This is a genomic window from Bradyrhizobium sp. Leo78 (assembly GCF_059512425.1).
Genome location: NZ_JCAMOT010000021.1, coordinates 81566 through 100537 on the forward strand (window position 1 = coordinate 81566; position 18972 = coordinate 100537).

An 18972-nucleotide genomic window follows, 5' to 3' on the forward strand; every position below is an offset into this window, starting at 1 on the left:
TGATCGCAGGGGAGATCCCAGGGCCGCTCCCGCTCGCCGAGACCGCCATCAACATTGTTGTCTGTGACAAGTACCTGCAATTGAATCTCCTTGCTTGTGGCTGCGAATGCGACACTTCCGTGCAGGCAGTCAAATGCGCAGGAGCTTCATTGCGATTTTGAGGATAGCGGCGGCGACATTCGTCACCGGGGTCGACGTGCTGATCTGCTTGCAACAGCGATGCAGCTTGGTGACATCAACGTCACCACTCTCGTTGACCACTGTCGATCAAGGAAGTCTATTCTTGCAGGCCTACAGACTCACTCAAAGCCTCTCTGATCGGAACACCAGAATTGGCTGGGCGAACAAGTTGGCTTCCCTCCTTGCAAAATCCGAAAAGTGATGTATATAGGACTTGTTCGATTAGCCGCTGTGCCTTGTTGAATGCGCCTGCGGGCTCCTTTTCCAAAGACATCGACGAAGTTGAAGATAACCGCGCGGTTGTCGCGCGGCATGCGCTTGCGCGCTTTGGAGAAGAAAATGACTACAGGTATTGTCAAGTGGTTCAATGGCCAAAAAGGCTTTGGTTTCATCCAGCCGAACGACGGTGGCAACGATGTGTTCGTTCACATCAGCGCTGTTGAACGGGCTGGCCTTTCCGGACTCGGAGAGGGTCAGAAAGTCAATTTCGAGGTCAAGACCGACAAGATGCGAGGCAAGGTCAGCGCTGAGAATCTCTCGCTGGCTTGATATCGTCGGCGCCGTTTCACGGATGTACTGAAACGGACCCTCTGCCCGCTCGATCCTCGGATTGAGCGGGTTTTGTCCGTTGTGGAGCCCGGTGAGCGATGAGCGCGAAGAAGCCGACAGAGCCATCCCCCGAAGGCATTGCGCGTTCCTATCGCAAGCGCCTGGCCGCTGAAGAGGGGGCGCGGGCATTGGCAGACGTCGAAAGGCATGCGATCGAAGTTCGCACGAACATGGCGCGACTTCGAGAGACGCGTGAGGCCAAGGAAGCAGCTGACGCAGCCCTTCGAGTAGCTTTGCCTCCAGTGCCTGCGCCAAAGAAGCGCCCAAGGAAGCCGCGGATTTAGCGACCTGCAACCAGGGCCAACGGCGAAGAAAATTGGGAGGGCCGATCAGATGCCAGAGAGCGCGGGTCGTGCGTAGAGCCAGGTCGGACGGCGGCGGGACGATCACCTTCTTTCTCGCGTTCGGCGCAAATCGACAAATGTGCCGGTTAGCGACGACATTCAGTACGCAGAAGCAGGCCTTCAGCTATCTGCAGAAGCATCGAACAGAATTCGAGCGTATGGCGCGGGCGCGTCTTGCTTCAGGCGAGCTCGAAGACGGGATTGTCTTACTTTCGATGCTCTAGTTGTCAAGCCGGACCAGGTTTGCAAGAGCGCTTTTCGCGATCTCAATTGAATGCCTGAACTCTTTCGCAGACCAATGTCGCTCTGGAGACGAGGCTTCGTTCGTCCCGCGCTTCCGTGGCAAGCTATCGATACCCGTAAACGTTTCAAGCTCCTTCGATATCGGCAACACACTGCCCCGCGGCCCTTTGACTGGTCAACCCCAGGCCTTCTTCGTCTGCGGCAAGCGACTCGTCATCAAATTAGAAATGCGACATCTAAGGCGCCCTGTCGAGCTGGCTTCGTCGCTCCGCTTCCCTGGCCAACCGTTCAGCTTTCAGCCGCTCCCGATTTGCATGGAACGCCTGTTCGGCCTTTTCGTACTCAGTGATCACTTTGTTTTCGGTCTGCTTGAACAGATTATTCGCCTCATTGGCTGCATCCGATGGGGAATGCTGTCTCATGCGTCTCCTCCTTGTTTCTGGTGATCTTCAGTCGCCCAATGTCAGCGGCTTCGAGGTGCTCGGCTTATCGTCGGGTCGGCTTACTACGCTTGGGGCGATCAATTCGCACGCGGTCGAACTCCTTGGGGCCGTCGAGTAGATCACGCTTGCGCACTGCCCGATCATCTGCCGTCGTCGTTGTGTCGCCTATGCCATCGATCGTGTCGCCAGCCATTTTGCGAGCGCTCTGCTTCTGGCGATCCTGATCGGCGTGCGACGTAAGTCCCAGTTGCACCAGGCGGCTTATCGCCTCGGACAAGCCAGGCTTGTCTTCCTGCTCATCTATCCATGCTACGATGGCCCTCAGCAATGATTCCGAAGGACTAAAGCCTGCAACCTGAGCTTGGGTGGAACGGCTTACCGGTTTTCTCATCGGACCTTTCAGTTTGCAAACAGAGTGGCCGTGGCGGCCCGCGCCTCGGCACAATCAGAAAACCAACGAGCAGTCCTCCCGATGGGTTCCGACTGAACAGGGAAGCGGGAGCTATCCCTTGCGCAAGATGATGACGCTCCAGACTCAAGGTCGTCCATTACGGGCGCCTTGGAGCCGGAAGTTGACATTCAACGAAGTGAGGGCTGGTAACTGAGGCGGCCCTACTTTCCCAATGCATCGACTGCTTTGGACGATCTGCGCAATGCGACTTCGCTCACGGCTAATACCGCGTCATTGTGACCAATCGTCAGCAAGGCTAACCGAGCGATCAACGATCGTATGTTAACCCGGTTCCTAAAGGCGCTCGCGCTCGGTCGTTCTATTTTTCAGGCGGCCTCACCGGACCTGCGATCAGGCGATATGTCGGAACCCACGCCGTATTCCACGTCTCCATCGTTGCTCCGCAAACGGCACATTCGAAGCTGCCGATCTCACGGCTCTCAGCCATGGCTTCGGAGCGATTATAAACAGCGCCGCACCTGCACCCTCGATGACGAGTCCCAGTCATTGAGGTTTTATGCGCTCCTCGAGCCACGATTGCCAGCCCTCAAATGTCCGGAAGGCGTCAAAGGCATCGATGTTGTCAGGTTCGCAGCACGTCAGCTTTCCCTCCGAAAGCGACGCTTCTCGCGACACCTACGTTCTTGAATAACTGAAGCCCGGCGCGACAGTTGCGCTAATACCCCCGCCTGCGGTCGACCACGTGCTCCAGCGCGTCGCCGGCCTCATAGCGCTCGATCTGCCGCGCGACATATTTCGAGATCTCGTCCGGATCGGTGGCGGCCGCATTGTGCGGCGTCAGCACCACCTTCGGATGGCTCCAGAACGGGCTGTCCGGAGGCAGCGGTTCGGTCTCGAAGACGTCGAGCGAGGCGGCGCCGAGTGTGCCGTCGTCGAGCGCGCGCAAAATGTCGACCTCATCCTGCAATCCGCCGCGGCCGGCATTGATTAGGACCGGCGCGCCCATCGGGCTGTTGCGATTCAACTGGGCAAAGACCTCGCGGTTGAGCACGTGCCGCGTGTCCGGCGTCAGCGGCAGCAGGCAGACCAGGATGTTGGTCTGTTGCAGGAAGGCGCCGAGCTGTTCCGTCCCGGCAAAGCATTCGATGCCGTCGATCTGCTTCGCGCTGCGGCTCCAGCCAACCACGCGGAAGCCGATCGCCCGCAGCACCTGCGCCGCGTCGGCCCCCAGCGTGCCCATTCCCATGATGCCGACCGTGATCGCGCCCGCTGCCCATTGATGCCGAGGCGCCCAGCGTTTCTCGCGCTGCGACTGGCGCAAGTACAGTTCCTGGCGGTGATGCATCAGCACGTGCAGCGTCACATATTCCGTCATCCGGCCGGTGAGATCGGACACCGCGACGCGGACCAGCGGCACGTTGGGCAACGAGGCATCCGCCATCAGCGCGTCGACGCCGGCGCCGAGATTGAAGATCACGCGCAAATTCGAAAACGCCGCAAGTTCGCCCGGGCGCGGCTTCCAGACCGCGGCGTAGTGCACATCAGCGGGATCGGCGCCCGCATCGGGTAACAGCAGCACGCGCCTGTCCCGGCAGACTTCGTCGAACCGGGCTTTCCACCGTACCGGCGACCAGTTTTCGGTGCCGCCATGTACCAGCAACGCCAGCGCGCCTTTCGTCATTCCTGAACCCCTCGCCAACAACGTGACCTGTATCACATAACGAATCGAATCGGTCGCATACTCTCCTGCCACCGATCAAGGGGAGACTTTGAGAAAGCCCACGCCCATAGCTGGCGCGACGACGAAGCCAAGGCGCGTCGTATTGCGGCGAAGTACGGAATCTACTGGTGATGCGGAAGCTGCCGCCCCGCGTCATTGCGAGCGGAGCGAAGCAATCCATCTCGCCACTCGTGGAGGCATGGATTGCTTCGCGGAGCCTGTCATCGGGTGCGCGTTCGCGCGACCCGTTGGCTCGCAATGACGGCGGCCGCGGTGCGGAACTCACCCCTTCTCAAAATTTCTTCTAAGTGTTGTCGGCTGCGGGCATAATCGTTCGTCTTCAACACAACGGAGATGCCTGACGCATGCTGTATGCCATCCTTTGCTATCACGACGAGGACATGGTCGGTTCCTGGACCAAGGAACAGGACGCGGCCGTCATGAAGAAACTTTCCGTCGTGCAGGAGAAACTGGCCAAGCAGGGCCGGCTGGGGCCGGTGGCGCGGCTGTTGCCGACCACGGCGGCGACCACGCTGCGCAAGGACGATCCGCCGCTGGTGCTGGACGGTCCTTTTGCCGAGACCAAGGAGCAGCTGCTCGGCTTCTATGTCGTCGACTGCAAGAATCTCGACGAGGCGCTCGAGGTCGCGCGCGATCTCGGCGCGGCCAATCCGGGCGGCGCCTATGAGATCAGGCCCGTCGGGGTTTTCAACCCGGGGAGTGTTCAGCCGTGACCGATACCGCCTGGATCGACGCCGCGCTGACTTCGGCGCGACCCCAGGCGGTCGGCGCGCTGCTCCGCTATTTCCGCGATCTCGACCGGGCGGAGGAGGCGTACCAGAACGCCTGCCTGCGCGCGCTGAAGAGCTGGCCGCAGAACGGTCCGCCGCGCGATCCCGCGGCGTGGCTGATCATGGTCGGTCGCAACGTCGGGATCGACGATATCAGGCGCAGTCGCAAGCAGGAGGCGCTGCCGGACGACGACCAGGCGATCTCCGATCTCGACGACGCCGAAGACGCACTCGCCGAACGGCTCGACGGCTCGCATTATCGCGACGACATCCTGCGGCTGCTGTTCATCTGCTGCCATCCCGATTTGCCGCCGACCCAGCAGATCGCGCTGGCGCTGCGCATCGTCTCCGGCCTTTCTGTGAAACAGATCGCGCGCGCCTTCCTGGTCAGCGAGGCCGCGATGGAGCAGCGCATCACCCGTGCGAAGGCGCGCGTGGCGGAGGCGAAAGTGCCGTTCGAGGCGCCGGGTGCGGCCGAACGCAGCGAGCGCCTCGCTTCCGTCGCGGCGATGATCTACCTGATCTTCAACGAGGGCTATTCGGCGAGCGGGGACACCGCCGAGATCCGCAGCCCCCTCTGCGAAGAAGCAATCCGGCTGGCGCGGCTGCTGCTGCGCCTGTTCCAGAGCGAGCCGGAGATCATGGGGCTCACCGCGCTGTTGTTGTTGCAGCACGCCCGTGCGGCGGCGCGGTTCGATGCTGATGGTGCCGTGATCCTGCTCGAGGACCAGGACCGCCGCCTGTGGAACCAGACCTTAATCGCCGAGGGGCTGGCGCTGATCGACAAGGCGATGCGCCATCGCCGCAGCGGTCCCTATCAGGTGCAGGCCGCGATCTCCGCATTGCATGCCCGCGCCGAAAAGCCCGAAGACACTGACTGGATACAGATCGACCTGCTCTACGGCGCGCTCGAGGTTATGCAGCCTTCGCCGGTGGTGACGCTGAACCGCGCGGTTGCGGTCTCCAAAGTTCGCGGGCCGGAAGCGGCGCTCGAGATGATCGATCCGCTTGCCCAGCGGCTGCAGAACTATTTCCACTTCTACGGCGTCCGCGGCGCCTTCCTGATGCAGCTCGGCCGCAATGACGAGGCCCGCGTCGCCTTCGACCGCGCCATCGCGCTTGCCAACACGACCGCGGAGGCCGCTCACATCCGCATGCATCTCGACCGCCTGATCCGCGACAGCCAACCGCGCGGCGCCAAATCTTCAAAGAAATAGTTTTCCGCTACTGCCCTCAAACCCAAGGAGCAAGCCATGCAGGTCAATCCCTATCTGTTCTACAGCGGCAATTGCGAAGCGGCGCTGAAATACTATGAGAAGGTGCTCGGCGCGAAGATCGAGGCGATGCTCACCCATGAGCAGGCGCCGGAGTCGATGCCCGTCGCGCCGGACTGGAAGAAGAAGATCATGCACGCCAAGATCACGATCGACGGCGAGATCATCATGGCCTCCGATTCGCCGCCGGAATATTTCAACAAGCCGCAGGGCTTTGCGGTCTCTCTCACCGTGGAAGACCCCGCCGACGGCGAACGCAAGTTCAAGGCGCTCGCGGAAGGCGGCACCGTGACCATGGCCTTCACGCCGACCTTCTGGGCCAAGGGTTTTGGCATGTGCGTCGATCAGTTCGGCATCCCCTGGATGGTGAACTGCCCCGCCGAAGGAATGTGAGCTATCGGCACCGCGGATAGATCGCCGAGAGGTCGCGTCCGCGCAACAGCAAAAGCCGCGACGTCAATCCGCCGTGGCTTACGATCCAGCCGCGCACCGGTGCCGGATAGGCCTCGAGCACCGCCTCGGAGGCCTCCGGCTCGGCATAGAAACGGCCGCTCCTGTCGACCGAACGCGCGGCATGGAAGCCGAGCACGGCGCGCCGCGTCACGCAGATGCGGTTGTTCGGAACCATCGAGAGCACCAGTGTGCAGGCCGACAGGCAGGGCCCGTCGATCACCACGCGCTCGCCGGAGGCGCGCACGCGCGCGAACAATTCGATGAAAGGCTCGACTTGTCCGCCCGGGCTTGCCAGGATGCGGACCTCGGCGCGCGCGAACGAACTTGCTCCGAGCAGCGCCGCTGCGATCAAAGCCGCCTTGATCACCGCCCTTGACATCCGCTGGCTCCCCGATCTCCTCGTTCTCCTCGCATATTTAGCGGCGTCGCATGCGGCAAGATTTTGTCATGCAGCTTCGTCTAGACTATCGAACTACATGCGATTCCTTCGCATGATGCTGCTCGCCGCAAGGCTGGCCCAGGCTTCAAGATGAACATCGAAACCAACCTGTGGCTGATCCGGCACGCGCCCGTCGATGGGCCGAAAGGGGTCATCCATGGCCCGGACGCGCCGGCCGACCTCGGTGACGAAGCGGCGCTTGCCGCGCTGAAGGCAAGGCTGCCGCAAGGCGCGTTCGCGGCCTGCAGCCCGGCGCGTCGCACGCGGGAGACCGCGGCCGCGCTCGGGCTCGCAGCGGTCGAGAACGCCGCCTTTCGTGAACAGGATTTCGGCGCCTGGACCGGGCGGCGTCACAACGATCTCGCGACTGAGCTCGGCGATGCCTATCACGCGTTCTGGCGATCGCCGGCGAGCAACCGGCCGCCCGGCGGCGAAAGCTTTGTCGATCAGATCGCGCGCGCGAGGCAGGGTCTGGCGACGTCGCCGGCGGGCGATGCCGTGTTGGTCGTGCATTCCGGCACGATCCGCGCCGTGCTCGCAATCGCGCTTGACCTACAGGCTGAGAACGCCTTGCGGTTCGTGATCGATCCGCTGTCGCTGACCCGGATCGATCGCTTGGCCAATGGCTGGCGCGTCATCGCGGTCAACCAGCGCCCCTAGCCGTTCCGCCCTTCTCCGCGCAGCGTCGGCAATCCGATGCCGGCGGCATCGAAACCGCCGTCGACCGCGAGGATCTGCCCGGTGATGTAGCTTGCGCGCTCGGAGCTGAGGAAGAAGATCGCTTCCGCCAGTTCCTCCTCGAGGCCGTAGCGGTTGAGCGGGATCGCGTCGTGATAATCGGCGCGGATGGCGGCCGTATGCACCGCTTTCGCCATCGCGGTGTCGACCGGGCCAGGCGCCACCGCATTGACACGGATGCCGAGCGAGGCGAGTTCGACCGCGAGCTGCTTGGTCAGATGCGCTAGCCCTGCTTTGCTGGTGCCGTAGGCCGAGCGCAGCGTGGAAGCGCGCACCGCCGAGATCGAGGTGATATTGACGATGGCGCCGCCGCCATGCTCGCGCATCAGCGGCGCGGCTGCCTTGGCGCAAAGGAACGGTCCGGTGAGGTTCACCGCCAGGATCCGGCTCCAGTCGGCGTCCGAGGTCTCGAGCAGCGGCGCGAACACCGCAACCCCGGCATTGTTGACGAGCGCATCGAGCCGGCCGAAGCGTTTTTCCACCGCGGCGACTGCTGCCGCGACAGCAGCGGCGTCGGAGACGTCGCAAGGCAGCGCCAGCGTGTTCTCGGCCTGTTTGAGGCTCGCGACCGCCTCGTTCAGCAATTCGCGCTCGATATCCAGGAGCGCCACGCGCCAGCCCTCGGCGAGGAATCGCCTGGCGGTGGCAAGCCCGATGCCGCGCGCCGCTCCGGTGACGAGCGCGACCTTCTGCGAAGATGAAGTCATGGATGTTCCAACGTTTTCCGATATCGGTTCCTGTTGCGCCGTCTACCAGGCGAAAGCAAGGTCTGCGGCCGCGAAATAAATCCGCCGGCGATGTCGGGCGCCCTGAGCCCTGCTTCGTCTTCCCTGTGGCGGCACATCCGGCCGCCGGCAACAGGAGTTTCCATGTCGCTGACGCTGCACTATCACCCGCTGTCGTCGTTCTGCTGGAAGGTGCTCATCGCCCTCTATGAGAACGACGTCCCGTTCGCGCCCCATCCCGTCGACCTTTCCAATCCCGCCGAGCGCGCGGCGCTGTTGAAACTGTCGCCGATCGGGCGCTTCCCGGTGCTGCAGGACCATGCGCGGAACCAGGTCGTGCCGGAATCCAGCATCATCATCGACTATCTCGACCGCCATTATCCCGGCCGCACCAAGTTCATTCCGGCTGAGGCCGATCTCGCCTGGCAGACCAGGCTGCGTGAACGCTTCTATGATCTCTATCTGCACCTGCCGATGCAGAAGATCGTCGGCGACCGGCTGCGGCCGGCCGACAGCAAGGATCCGTTTGGCGTCGAGGAGGCGAGGGCGCAGCTGCTCGCCTCCTACCGCATCATCGACGAGCAGTTGGCGCCCGGCGGCTGGGCGGCGGGCGAGGCGTTTACGCTTGCCGATTGCGCCGCCGCGCCGTCCTTGTTCTACGGCAACATGATGGTGCCGTTGGGCGACGAGCACGAGAATCTGCGCGCTTATTTCGAGCGCCTGAAAGCGCGTCCGTCCTTCGCGCGGGTGATGAAGGAGGCCGAGCCCTATTTCAGGATGGTGCCGAGGGAGAGCTGAATGCCATCCATCGACAAAACCGGGATCATCCGCGCGATCTTCGCCGCCTATCTGGCGAACGACCGCCAGCGCGTCGAGGCGGCCTTCACCGACGACTTCCGTTTCACCAGCCCCTATGACGACAATCTGGACAAGCTGACCTATTTCGCCCGCTGCTGGCGGGATAGCGATTGGATCGCGAGCCATGAGCTGGAACGGATCTTCGTCAAAGGCGACGAGGCCTTCGTGACCTATCGCTGCGTGGCGAAGGACGGAAATAGCTTCCGCAATACCGAGTTCTTTGCCTTCGACGGCGACAAGGTGAAGCGCATCGACGTCTATTTCGGCGCCACCTATCAGGATGGCAAATTCGTCAAGCAGGGCGCGTAGTGGGCATGCCGCCCGCGCCCAATTGCCGCAATTACCTCCAGAATAATTTTGCAGGGACCTGTCGGTGCGGCAAAACCCGGTTCGTCTTATCTGCGAGTGCCTGAAGACAAGTGACCAATAAGTGACCCCCTAACGGAGCGCGAGACGATGCGATTCATGGTGATAGTGAAGGCCAGCCGGGACACCGAAGCCGGCGTGATGCCCTCGACGGAACTTCTGGCTGCGATGGGCGCCTTCAACGAGGAGATGGTCAAGGCCGGCGTCATGCAGGCGGGCGAGGGCCTGCATCCGAGTGCGAAGGGCGCGCGGGTCGGCTATGGCGGCGGGCAGCCCCGCGTCAGCCGCGGACCGTTCAGCTTGAGCAACGATCTCGTCGCCGGCTTCTGGCTGATCGAGACCAATTCGCTCGATGAAGCGATCGACTGGATGAAGCGCGCCCCGTTCGAGGACGGCGAGATCGAGATCCGGCAGGTGTTCTCCACCGAGGATTTCGGCGAGGCATTGACCCCCGAACTGCGCGAGCAGGAAGAGCGCCTGCGCGCCCAGGTCGCCACAAGGTAGCCCTCGCCGTCATTCCGGGGCGTCCGAAGGACGAGCCCGGAATCCATCGGACCGCGTGCGCAAGCTGAGAAATGGATTCCGGGCTCATCGCGTTGCGATGCCCCGGAATGACATCCCCCAAACCACAAGGAACCACCCATGCGATTCATGATGCTGATGATCCCGCTCGGCTTTGAGACCGCGCCGCCGAAGATCGACCTCGACCCCGAACGCGTTAGGGCAATGATGCAATACAACCAGGCGCTGAAGGACGCCGGCGTCCTGATCGCGCTGGACGGCCTGCATCCGCCGTCGGCGGGCGCCCGCGTCTCCTTCGCCACCGGCAAGCCCGTGGTCACCGACGGTCCCTTCACCGAATCGAAGGAAGTGCTCGGCGGCTACTGGATGATCAACGTGGCCTCGCGTGCGGAGGCGATCGAATGGGCCAAGCGATGTCCGGCCAGCGAGAACGAGATCATCGAGATCCGCCAGGTGCAGGAAATGAGCGATTTCTCGGAGGAGGTGCAGAAGGCAGCCGCCGGCTTCGAAGAACTGCAGCGGGACTCGGCGCACCGCTGAGCCACGCACCGATCGTCAATTCAACGCCAAGGGAGAAGCACATGAGCAGCAACGATACGTTCCTCGCCGTCTATCTCGGCAGCATGAACGGCGCGCGAATGACGGCCTGGCGCGCGCTGCCGGAGGCCGAGCGGCGCGCCAAGGAGCAGCAGGGGATGGCGGCGTGGGGCGCCTGGGTCGAAAAGCATCAGGGCGTGATCGTCGAGATGGGCGGCCCGCTCGGCAAGACCAAGAAGGTCGACGCGAACGGCATCGCCGACATCACCAACCTGTTGACCGGGTTCACCGTGGTGCGTGCCGCTTCGCAGGAGGCCGCCGCCAAAATGTTCGAGAACCACCCGCATTTCGCGATCTTCCCGGGCGACTCCGTGGAGATCATGCCGGTCCTTCCGATTCCGGGCCGTTAATTTCGCCGCCAGCCCTGCAGCCCGGGTGAAGCGCCAGCGTCACCCGGGGCCCGGAAATGCGGACACAGCCGTCCCGGGTTGCGCGGAGCCTGTCATCGGGCGCGCGTTCGCGCGACCCGTTGGCTCCACCCGGGCTACGAACCGCCGTCATTCCGGGGCGATGCGATAGCATCGAACCCGGAATCTCGAGATTCCGGGTTCGGCTCTGCGAGCCGCCCCGGAATGACGCGAAGTTGCGCCCTCGGCGCTAGTGACCTTTGCATCCGGCTCATGTAAGAGCTTTTCACATGAGCTGGCGCAAGGATCAGCGCCGCGGCGAGCGCGGCTATCATCACGGCAATCTCAAAGAAGCGTTGCTGCAGGCGGCGCTCGATTTGATTTCGCAGAAGGGGCCGGCCGGCTTCACCTTCGCCGACGCCGCGCGCATGGCCGGCGTCAGCCCCGCCGCGCCCTATCGGCATTTCCGCGACCGCGACGAACTATTGTCGAGCATCGCCCAGCGCGGCTTCGAGCAGTTCGAGCAGCTCCTGACGCAGGCGTGGGACGACGGCCGTCCGGACACGATCACCGCGTTTGAGCGCGTCGGCAAGGCCTATCTCGCCTTCGCGCGCGAGGAGCCGGCGTTCTATTCGGCGATGTTCGAATCCGGCGTTCCCGTCGAGACAACTCCTGCACTGATGGCGGCAAGCGAACGCGCCTTTGCAGTCATTCGTGCCGCCGCCGAGCGGCTTGCGGCTTTGGCGCCGCCCGGCGTGCCGCGTCCGCCGGCGATGATGATGGCGCTGCACATCTGGGCGATGTCGCACGGCGTCGCTTCGCTGTTCGGCCGTGGTGACGCTGCGCGTCGCAAATTGCCGATGACGCCGGAAGAGCTGCTGGAAGCCGAAGTGCTGATCTATCTGCGCGGCCTCGGCTTCCCCACCGAGCGCACACCCGAGCCGCTGGACGAAAAGCCTGCCGGTCCTTGGGGCAAACCGAAATAAAATTGCCGAAATAATTTTGTCGCACCCCCGTGGGGTCGGCTTGACTTTCGGAATGGATCGGCCAAGTATGTAAATGTTATTTACATTCACAACGGCGTGATGCCGTGATGGAGAAGGGAAATGGCCTACACCGCAGATGTCAATCGATGGCGCGGCCCTGTGGAAGAACCCTACCGCCCACGCATGTTCGAAAGCCCGTGGCACCCCGGCTGGATTGCCGTGACCATTCTTGGCTTCATCATTTGGTGGCCGATCGGGCTCGCCCTCCTCTTTTTCACACTCGGGAGCAGAAGAATGGGTTGCTGGAGTCACCACGATCAGGATCGCTGGCAGAACAAGATGGAGCGGATGCAGTACAAGATGGATCGCATGCGCGACCGCATGGAGCGCCGCGGCTTCGGCTGGGGCTTTGGTCCGCCCTCGAGCGGCAACCGCGCCTTCGACGAATACCGCGCCGAGACGCTGCAGCGTCTCGAAGAGGAGCAGAAGGAGTTCAAGGAATTCCTGAGCCGCCTGCGCCACGCCAAGGACAAGGAAGAGTTCGACGCCTTCATGAACCAGCATCGCCAGCGTCCGACTCCGCCGAACGACCAGCCCCCGCCGCAGCAGGGCTAAAGCCATAACGTTTTCAAGCGAAGTGGGCACCGGTTCGCGTGAAGAAAACGCGTCAGGAATAAGATCGAGAGCTAGCCTTCAGGCGATGTGCCCCCATAAAACCTGATGGCCCTGAGCCGCCCGTTTGCGAAAGCAGACGGGCGGTTTGGTTTTTGAAGCGGCCGTGTTGAACACTTCCGTTGCCGCAATGACGCTGTCGTCCCGGCCTTGAGCCGGGACCCATAACCACAAGTGTTTGGAGTGTGCTCCGCTGCAACCACTTGCACGCGCCACAACAACCGCTTGTGGTTATGGGTCCTGGCTTTCGCCAGGACGACACTGTGCCTCTTGCCAATGGCGTCGCACGATGCCAATCAAGTCCCATGGACGATTGCCTGACCTTCACTGCGTCGCGCTGGTGGCGCTCCTTTTAAGGAGCGGCACGTCGTCTTGTCTCATCTGCAAAACATGAACGAGTGCCGCCGCGGTCCGGCGGGCGCATGTTCTTATCTCAACAGGTCTCTCCGTGCTGCGGCTCCATCAGGAGAACGCCAATGCCTGTTGCCTTGACTGCTACCATTGCTGCCATCGTCGGGCCGCTCGCGTGGCTCGGCCGCCAGGGCACGCGCGCCGTCGCCGCGTTAGTGTTCATCGGCATCGCGATCCCGCCGCTCGGCGAAGCGTTGCGGCCCTTCGTTACGGAGGCCGTCTTTCTCCTGCTCTGCATCTCGTTCATGCGCGTGGATATCTCCGCGCTGCGGCTCTATCTGCGCCGGCCTGCGATTGTGCTCGCTGCGACGGCATGGACGCTGCTGGCGGTCCCGGCCATGACCGGCGTCTTCTGGCGCGCGGCCGGCCTCGGCACAGCCTCGCCGGACCTGTTCCTGGGCCTGATGCTGCAGGCGGTGGCTTCGCCGATGATGGCTTCGCCCTCGCTCGCGGCGCTGATGGGGCTGGACGCCACGCTGGTGCTGATCACGCTGGTGACCGGCACCGCGCTGGTGCCGCTCACCGCGCCGCTGTTCGCCTATCTCTTCTTCGGCTCTGCCTTGACATTGTCGCCGGTCGCTCTCGGGGCAAAACTGTTTCTGATCCTGGCCGGCGCGCTCGCGGCCGCCGCGATCATCCGTTTGTTGTTCGGGCTTGCCGCCATCGAGCGCCACAAGGCGCCAATCGACGGCCTGAACATCCTGATCCTCCTGGTGTTCGTTTGCGCAGTCATGGGTCCGGTCGCGCCGAGTTTTTGGCGTGAACCGCTGCAGGCGCTGGGGCTGACGCTGCTCGCCTTTGCGGTGTTCTTTGCGCTGCTCGCCGGCACCATGCTGGTGTTTCGCCGCTTCGGCATGGAGCGCGCGCTTTCCTTGGCCGTGATGGTGTCGCAGCGGAACATGGGCCTGATGGTCGCCGCCACCGACGGCGTGCTGCCGGGCCTGACCTGGCTCTACTTCGCGCTATCGCAATTCCCGATCTATCTTGCGCCGCAACTGCTCAAGCCGATCATGGGCAGGCTGACAAAGTGGCGGTAGAGGTGCCATCTGCTTTCGCAGGCGGGCCGCACTTCACCTCTCCCATAGGGAGAGGTCGGCGCGCAGCGCCGGGTGAGGGGTTACGCTCTCTCGATAGACCTCAACCCCTCACCCGGATTTCCCGCTGGCGCGCGAAATCCGACCTCTCCCTTCGGGAGAGGTGAAGGCGCCTCATACATTCGATCCCTGAATCGCGTCGATCACTGCATCCGTCACCTCTTTCGTCGTCGCGTTGCCGCCGACGTCCGGCGTCAGCACACCGGCGGCGCAGACGCGTTCCACCGCCGCCATCAGACGCACGGCCGCGTCCTTCTCGCCGAGATGCTCCAGCATCTGTGCGCCGGTCCAGAAGGTCGCGACCGGGTTGGCGATGCCCTTGCCGGTAATGTCGAAGGCCGAGCCGTGGATCGGCTCGAACATCGAGGGGAAGCGGCGCTCGGGATCGATATTGCCTGTTGGCGCGACGCCGAGGCTGCCGGCGAGCGCGCCTGCGAGATCGGACAGGATGTCGGCGTGCAGGTTGGTCGCGACGATGGTGTCGAGGCTTTTCGGGTTCAGCGTCATGCGCACCGTCATGGCGTCGACCAGCATCTTGTCCCAGGTGACATCGGGGAATTGCTGCGCCACTTCGGCGGCGATCTCGTCCCACATCACCATGCCGTGGCGCTGCGCGTTCGACTTGGTCACCACAGTCAGCAGCTTGCGCGGGCGCGACTGCGCGAGCCGAAACGCATAGCGCATGATGCGCGTGACGCCGACGCGGGTGAAGATCGCAACTTCAGTGCCGACTTCCTCGGGCAGGCCCTTATGCGCGCGTCCGCCGGCGCCGGCATATTCGCCTTCCGAATTCTCGCGCACGATCACCCAGTCGAGATCGCCGACGCCGACATTGCGCAAGGGCGAGGCGACGCCGGGCAGGATCTTGGTCGGCCGCACATTGGCGTATTGGTCAAAACCCTGGCAGATCGGCAGCCGCAGCCCCCACAGCGTGATGTGGTCGGGCACATCGGGCGCCCCGACCGCGCCGAAATAGATCGCATCGAACTTCTTCAGTTCGGAGAGCCCATCGGCCGGCATCATGACGCCGTGCTTCTTGTAGTAGTCCGAGCCCCAGTCGAACGTCTTGAACTTGAAGGTGACATCGCCGGAGCGTTTCGCCAGCGCCTCCAGCACACGAATGCCCGACGAGATCACCTCGGGGCCGATGCCGTCGGCAGGAATGGCGGCGATGGAATGGGTGCGCATGAGTTTCTCCCGGGGCGCGATTGTGGCTTCGACGAGCTTTGGCCGATGCGTAACCCACCATTTCGCCCACGCCAAGTTTTGTCCGTCATTCCGGGGCGCGCGCAGCGCGAGCCCGGAATCCATCGGGCCACAGCGCGAGAGGCGAAATGGATTCCGGGCTCGATGCTCCGCATCGCCCCGGAATGACGGAGGGACGCATTGCGCAATCCTCTCCTCCGTCATGGCCGGGCTTGACCCGGCCATCCACGTTCTCCCGTCCGCGGAGGCAAAGGACGTGGATGCCCGGGTCATCTGCGCGAAGACGCGCTTCGCGCTTTTGCCCGGGCATGACGGCATCGTATCATTCGCGCGATTTTCCTTAGGCCAATCAACGTGATTCGCCCCGTCCAGCCCTCGCGGCAAAAACATTCCGCTTTCGCCGTCGGGCAAATCAGTGATTTAACTCCGCGCGTCTCACCCAAGATGAGGGGCGGATCGCGATCGTCACGAACGTTGCGGTGGGATGCGGTGGACGCGATGGATGTGACTGACGAGCACACACATCACGGACGGCGAAGTCGTGTGGTTCTGGCGCCCCGACGCTGGCGCTAAGCTCGCGAGCAGCAAGAGCTGCCGCGGGCGACGGTGGCAAGAAAGCCCGGTCACCGGGAAGAGCACGAAGTAAGCCGTAAACCACTGCGCAGGGAAAGCCGGAGTGTTTTCGGTTGAACCTGTGGTCCTACCCCCGTGCTTTTTGTTGCACGGGACCCATGGGTGCAACCGGCACCCGGCTTTCCCTGCGCCCTCTATTCAATGAGAGGGCGAAGCGAACGCAAAGCTCGGGCAGGTCATGCCGCGAGAATGCGGAGTCATATCCCCTTCGCTGTTTGACAATTGAAGCCAGCCTATCTCCTTAGGATGGGGAACAAGCAGCAGGGAACCCGCCCATTCCCGTAACCGGCCGGATTTCCTGCATTTCCAGCCGCCAAACCGGGCTTTGGTAACCTCGCCTTAACCACGGTTAGAGTCAGGTGAGGGACGGAAATGACGCGCGAACAGCCCTTGTTTTGACATGTTGGCGGAGGAAGCAGGGCCCGGCCTTGGACGGCCCTCCCATGCGACAGATGAAAGCTTTTCGCGGCTGGCGCGTAACCGCCGCGCTGGGCGCGCGGCTGCGAGGGGCGGCTCAAGCGAGGTGGAGACCGGTTCGCGTGAGGAAAACGCGTCGAAACGAAAATCCGGGACCGGCAGCCATTTGCTCCGGGAAGGACAGAGGATCTTTGCGTTGAAAGGATATTGCCGATGAATCCCGCCGACGTGGCGCAGGCAGCGCTGCCCATGGCCTCGAGCGACGTGTCGCTGATCGCGCTGTTCCTGCAGGCCCACTGGGTCGTGAAGGCGGTCATGCTCGGGTTGCTCGCCTGCTCGGTCTGGGTCTGGGCGATCGCGATCGACAAGATCTTTCTGTATTCGCGCACCCGCCGCGCGATGGACCGGTTCGAGCAGGCGTTCTGGTCAGGGCAGTCGATCGAGGAACTCTATCGCACGCTGTCGGCCAAGCCGACCCAGTCGATGGCGGCCTGTTTCGTGGCGGCGATGCGCGAATGGAAGCGGTCCTTCGAGAGCCATTCGCGCTCCTTTGGCGGCCTTCAGATGCGGATCGAGAAGGTCATGAATGTGTCGATCGCGCGCGAGGTCGAGCGGCTGGAACGGCGGCTGCTGGTGCTCGCGACCGTCGGCTCGGCCGGCCCCTTCGTCGGCCTGTTCGGCACCGTCTGGGGCATCATGTCGAGCTTCCAGTCGATTGCGGCATCAAAGAATACCTCACTGGCGGTGGTGGCGCCGGGAATCGCGGAGGCGCTGTTTGCGACCGCAATCGGCCTGATCGCCGCAATTCCGGCGACTATTTTCTACAATAAGTTCATTTCCGAGGTGAACCGACAGGCCCAGCGCCTGGAAGGCTTTGCCGACGAGTTCTCCGCGATTCTGTCGCGCCAGATCGACGAACGGGCCTGATGAGGCAGCAAGTGATGAACGCAAGCGGTGGGTTTTAGGCCATGGCGATGAGCATGGCGGGTTCGTCGGGCGGCGGTGGCCGCCGTGGCCGGCGCCGCGCCGCCGTGATGGCGGAAATCAACGTCACGCCGATGGTCGACGTGATGCTGGTGCTGCTCATCATCTTCATGGTCGCAGCGCCCTTGATGACGTCGAATATCGACATCGACCTGCCGATCGCGAGCGGCGGCAAGTCTATTGCCCAGAACACCCCGCCCTTGACGCTGTCGGTCAAGCGCACCGGCGGGAGTTGCAATTCGAACGTGGAACTCTATCTCGGGGACGCCCCGATCTCGGCTGCCGACCTCTTGCCCAAAATCAAGGCTATCCGGGAGACCCGGTCGGATAACGATGCCGTGGTATATCTGCGCGGGGACAAGGACGTCTGTTACACGGATATGATGAAGCTCCTGGGCCAGATTCGCACCGCCGGCTTCAAGGCCAACATCGTCATCATCCCGGAGGGGGGATCTTGAGATCTTAAGCTGTGGCAGAGCAGGGTAAGTTGCAGGGAAAATTGAAGGTCAAGGTCGACAAGACACTGGTGGCATCGATCGCCCTGCACGTGCTCGTGCTGGGATGGGGCCTCGTGTCGTTTTCGTCCAAGGCCTATGTCCTGCCGGACGAGGAGACCGTCGCTGTCGACGTCATTTCTTCCGACCAGCTTGCCCATGTGATGGCTGGCCAGAGGACCGGCAAGAAGGAAAATCCGAAACCGCTCGTCGAGAAGGTCGCCGAGGCCAAGCCGGTCGACGACGCCGTCGGCAAGATCGAGGACAAGAAGCCGCCCATCGTCACCGACACCGCCCCGCCGCCGACCCCGAAGGTGGAAGAGAAGCCGGTCGAAAAGAAGCCCGACCCGCCGAAGCCGGTTGCAGAGACCAAGCCCAAGGAAGAGCCGAAAAAGGAAGAGGCGAAGAAGGAAGAGCCAAAGCCGGAGCCGAAGCAGGCCGAGAAGAAGCCGGACCCCGTGAAGCCCGATCCGATTGCCGAGGCGATCAAGAAGGAAGAGAAGAAGCCGCCGCCGAAGCCGCAACAGCAGGCTGCCAAGCCGCCGCCGGAGCAGAAGCTGAAGGAGCGCGTGTTCGACCAGTCGAAGATCGCAGCGCTCCTCGACAAGCGCGATCCGACGCGCCAGGCGGCAGCCGGCGATACGCTCAATTCCAACGCAGCGCTCGGCCTTGCCCATGGCAAGGCCGCCGACAATTCGGCGACCTGGGGCGCGATGTTCAAGAGCCAGGTGGAGCGGTGCTGGAAGAAGCCCTATGGCGGCATCGAGGCGCAGCAGACGGAAGCCGCCTTCGTGATCCGCCTGAAGCGCGACGGCACGCTCGAGGGCATGCCCGTGCCGGAAGGCACGCCGTCGACGCCTTATTTGCGCGTCTATCAGGAGAGCGCGTTGCGCGCGATCATCGAATGCCAGCCGTACAATCTGCCGGCGGCCTTCTTCGACGAATGGAAATATTTTTCGCCCGTGTTCACCGAACGAAAGACCTGAGCGCGATGTGCGCTCGAGGTCCCATGAA

At 63.0% G+C, this 18972-nt stretch carries 24 protein-coding genes; 18 read left to right on the top strand and 6 right to left on the bottom strand.

Features of this window, described 5'->3' with window-relative positions:
• The first annotated feature begins 519 nt into the window (after positions 1-519).
• The 3 genes from AC5ZG1_RS24895 to AC5ZG1_RS24905 all read left to right on the top strand — a co-directional run bounded on the left by AC5ZG1_RS24895 (position 520) and on the right by AC5ZG1_RS24905 (position 1357).
• Positions 520-729, top strand: coding sequence for a cold-shock protein (locus AC5ZG1_RS24895; RefSeq protein WP_130228251.1), 210 nt, complete (start codon positions 520-522; stop codon positions 727-729).
• A 98-nt stretch (positions 730-827) separates the two neighbouring features.
• Positions 828-1073: a transcriptional regulator gene (locus AC5ZG1_RS24900; RefSeq protein ID WP_130228231.1), complete on the top strand. Its 246-nt coding sequence runs from the start codon at positions 828-830 to the stop codon at positions 1071-1073.
• A gap of 68 nt (positions 1074-1141) precedes the next feature.
• Positions 1142-1357: a hypothetical protein gene (locus tag AC5ZG1_RS24905; protein ID WP_496134348.1), complete on the top strand. Its 216-nt coding sequence runs from the start codon at positions 1142-1144 to the stop codon at positions 1355-1357.
• Between the two features lie 255 nt (positions 1358-1612).
• Here AC5ZG1_RS24905 and AC5ZG1_RS24910 read toward each other — a convergent pair whose 3' ends face one another.
• The 3 genes from AC5ZG1_RS24910 to AC5ZG1_RS24920 all read right to left on the bottom strand — a co-directional run bounded on the left by AC5ZG1_RS24910 (position 1613) and on the right by AC5ZG1_RS24920 (position 3912).
• Positions 1613-1798 carry a hypothetical protein gene (locus AC5ZG1_RS24910; RefSeq protein WP_028163688.1) on the bottom strand — a complete coding sequence of 62 codons (186 nt, stop codon included), beginning with the start codon at positions 1796-1798 and terminating at the stop codon, positions 1613-1615.
• Positions 1799-1862: 64 nt separating this feature from the next.
• Positions 1863-2210: a hypothetical protein gene (locus AC5ZG1_RS24915; protein WP_130228233.1), complete on the bottom strand. Its 348-nt coding sequence runs from the start codon at positions 2208-2210 to the stop codon at positions 1863-1865.
• 736 nt (positions 2211-2946) lie between these two features.
• Entirely contained in the window at positions 2947-3912 is a 966-nt protein-coding gene (locus AC5ZG1_RS24920; RefSeq protein WP_496134349.1) for a 2-hydroxyacid dehydrogenase, read from the bottom strand.
• A gap of 404 nt (positions 3913-4316) precedes the next feature.
• Here AC5ZG1_RS24920 and AC5ZG1_RS24925 point away from each other — a divergent pair, with 404 nt between their 5' ends.
• From AC5ZG1_RS24925 to AC5ZG1_RS24935, 3 genes are read left to right on the top strand one after another with little or no spacing between them, the layout of a single operon-like run.
• Positions 4317-4685: a YciI family protein gene (locus AC5ZG1_RS24925; RefSeq protein ID WP_130228235.1), complete on the top strand. Its 369-nt coding sequence runs from the start codon at positions 4317-4319 to the stop codon at positions 4683-4685.
• On the top strand, positions 4682-5959 hold the full coding sequence (locus tag AC5ZG1_RS24930) for an RNA polymerase sigma factor (protein ID WP_456640956.1): 1278 nt from the start codon (positions 4682-4684) through the stop codon (positions 5957-5959). The genes AC5ZG1_RS24925 and AC5ZG1_RS24930 overlap by 4 nt, the downstream gene beginning before the upstream one ends.
• A gap of 36 nt (positions 5960-5995) precedes the next feature.
• Positions 5996-6409, top strand: coding sequence for a VOC family protein (locus tag AC5ZG1_RS24935; protein ID WP_028163683.1), 414 nt, complete (start codon positions 5996-5998; stop codon positions 6407-6409).
• A 1-nt stretch (position 6410) separates the two neighbouring features.
• On the opposite strand, the gene AC5ZG1_RS24940 is transcribed toward AC5ZG1_RS24935, so the two are convergent.
• Positions 6411-6848: a hypothetical protein gene (locus AC5ZG1_RS24940; RefSeq protein WP_028163682.1), complete on the bottom strand. Its 438-nt coding sequence runs from the start codon at positions 6846-6848 to the stop codon at positions 6411-6413.
• Positions 6849-6998: 150 nt separating this feature from the next.
• On the opposite strand from AC5ZG1_RS24940, the gene AC5ZG1_RS24945 reads away from it, so the two are divergent.
• Positions 6999-7568 (top strand): histidine phosphatase family protein, encoded by a 570-nt coding sequence (locus tag AC5ZG1_RS24945; protein ID WP_496134350.1) that lies wholly within the window; start codon positions 6999-7001, stop codon positions 7566-7568.
• Here the strand turns inward: AC5ZG1_RS24945 and AC5ZG1_RS24950 are convergent.
• A complete protein-coding gene (locus AC5ZG1_RS24950) occupies positions 7565-8353 on the bottom strand; it encodes an SDR family NAD(P)-dependent oxidoreductase (RefSeq protein ID WP_496134351.1) in 789 nt (262 codons plus the stop codon). The genes AC5ZG1_RS24945 and AC5ZG1_RS24950 overlap by 4 nt on opposite strands.
• Positions 8354-8515: 162 nt before the next feature.
• Between AC5ZG1_RS24950 and AC5ZG1_RS24955 the strand changes: the two genes are divergently transcribed.
• The 8 genes from AC5ZG1_RS24955 to AC5ZG1_RS24990 all read left to right on the top strand — a co-directional run bounded on the left by AC5ZG1_RS24955 (position 8516) and on the right by AC5ZG1_RS24990 (position 14167).
• Positions 8516-9169, top strand: a complete 654-nt coding sequence (locus AC5ZG1_RS24955; protein WP_496134352.1) for a glutathione S-transferase family protein — start codon at positions 8516-8518, stop codon at positions 9167-9169.
• Positions 9170-9538 (top strand): nuclear transport factor 2 family protein, encoded by a 369-nt coding sequence (locus tag AC5ZG1_RS24960; RefSeq protein WP_496134353.1) that lies wholly within the window; start codon positions 9170-9172, stop codon positions 9536-9538.
• Positions 9539-9685: 147 nt separating this feature from the next.
• Positions 9686-10099, top strand: coding sequence for a YciI family protein (locus AC5ZG1_RS24965; RefSeq protein WP_496134354.1), 414 nt, complete (start codon positions 9686-9688; stop codon positions 10097-10099).
• Positions 10100-10237: 138 nt separating this feature from the next.
• Positions 10238-10657, top strand: a complete 420-nt coding sequence (locus AC5ZG1_RS24970; RefSeq protein ID WP_130228243.1) for a YciI family protein — start codon at positions 10238-10240, stop codon at positions 10655-10657.
• Between the two features lie 41 nt (positions 10658-10698).
• Positions 10699-11064 carry a YciI family protein gene (locus AC5ZG1_RS24975; protein ID WP_208828741.1) on the top strand — a complete coding sequence of 122 codons (366 nt, stop codon included), beginning with the start codon at positions 10699-10701 and terminating at the stop codon, positions 11062-11064.
• A 287-nt stretch (positions 11065-11351) separates the two neighbouring features.
• Positions 11352-12047, top strand: a complete 696-nt coding sequence (locus tag AC5ZG1_RS24980; RefSeq protein WP_028163674.1) for a TetR/AcrR family transcriptional regulator — start codon at positions 11352-11354, stop codon at positions 12045-12047.
• A gap of 120 nt (positions 12048-12167) precedes the next feature.
• Positions 12168-12662, top strand: coding sequence for a DUF2852 domain-containing protein (locus tag AC5ZG1_RS24985; protein ID WP_028163673.1), 495 nt, complete (start codon positions 12168-12170; stop codon positions 12660-12662).
• Between the two features lie 533 nt (positions 12663-13195).
• On the top strand, positions 13196-14167 hold the full coding sequence (locus tag AC5ZG1_RS24990) for a Na+-dependent transporter (RefSeq protein ID WP_456640962.1): 972 nt from the start codon (positions 13196-13198) through the stop codon (positions 14165-14167).
• Between the two features lie 171 nt (positions 14168-14338).
• Here the strand turns inward: AC5ZG1_RS24990 and AC5ZG1_RS24995 are convergent, their stop codons facing one another.
• Positions 14339-15412, bottom strand: a complete 1074-nt coding sequence (locus AC5ZG1_RS24995) for a tartrate dehydrogenase (protein WP_496134355.1) — start codon at positions 15410-15412, stop codon at positions 14339-14341.
• 1281 nt (positions 15413-16693) lie between these two features.
• On the opposite strand from AC5ZG1_RS24995, the gene tolQ reads away from it, so the two are divergent.
• Genes tolQ through tolA form a run of 3 tightly spaced genes read left to right on the top strand, consistent with a single transcriptional unit; the run spans position 16694 to position 18944 of the window.
• Positions 16694-17407, top strand: a complete 714-nt coding sequence (gene tolQ, locus AC5ZG1_RS25000) for a protein TolQ (protein ID WP_027579741.1) — start codon at positions 16694-16696, stop codon at positions 17405-17407.
• 41 nt (positions 17408-17448) lie between these two features.
• A complete protein-coding gene (locus tag AC5ZG1_RS25005; RefSeq protein ID WP_028163670.1) occupies positions 17449-17922 on the top strand; it encodes a biopolymer transporter ExbD in 474 nt (157 codons plus the stop codon).
• Between the two features lie 41 nt (positions 17923-17963).
• Entirely contained in the window at positions 17964-18944 is a 981-nt protein-coding gene (gene tolA / locus AC5ZG1_RS25010) for a cell envelope integrity protein TolA (RefSeq protein ID WP_496134379.1), read from the top strand.
• Positions 18945-18972: the final 28 nt, after the last annotated feature.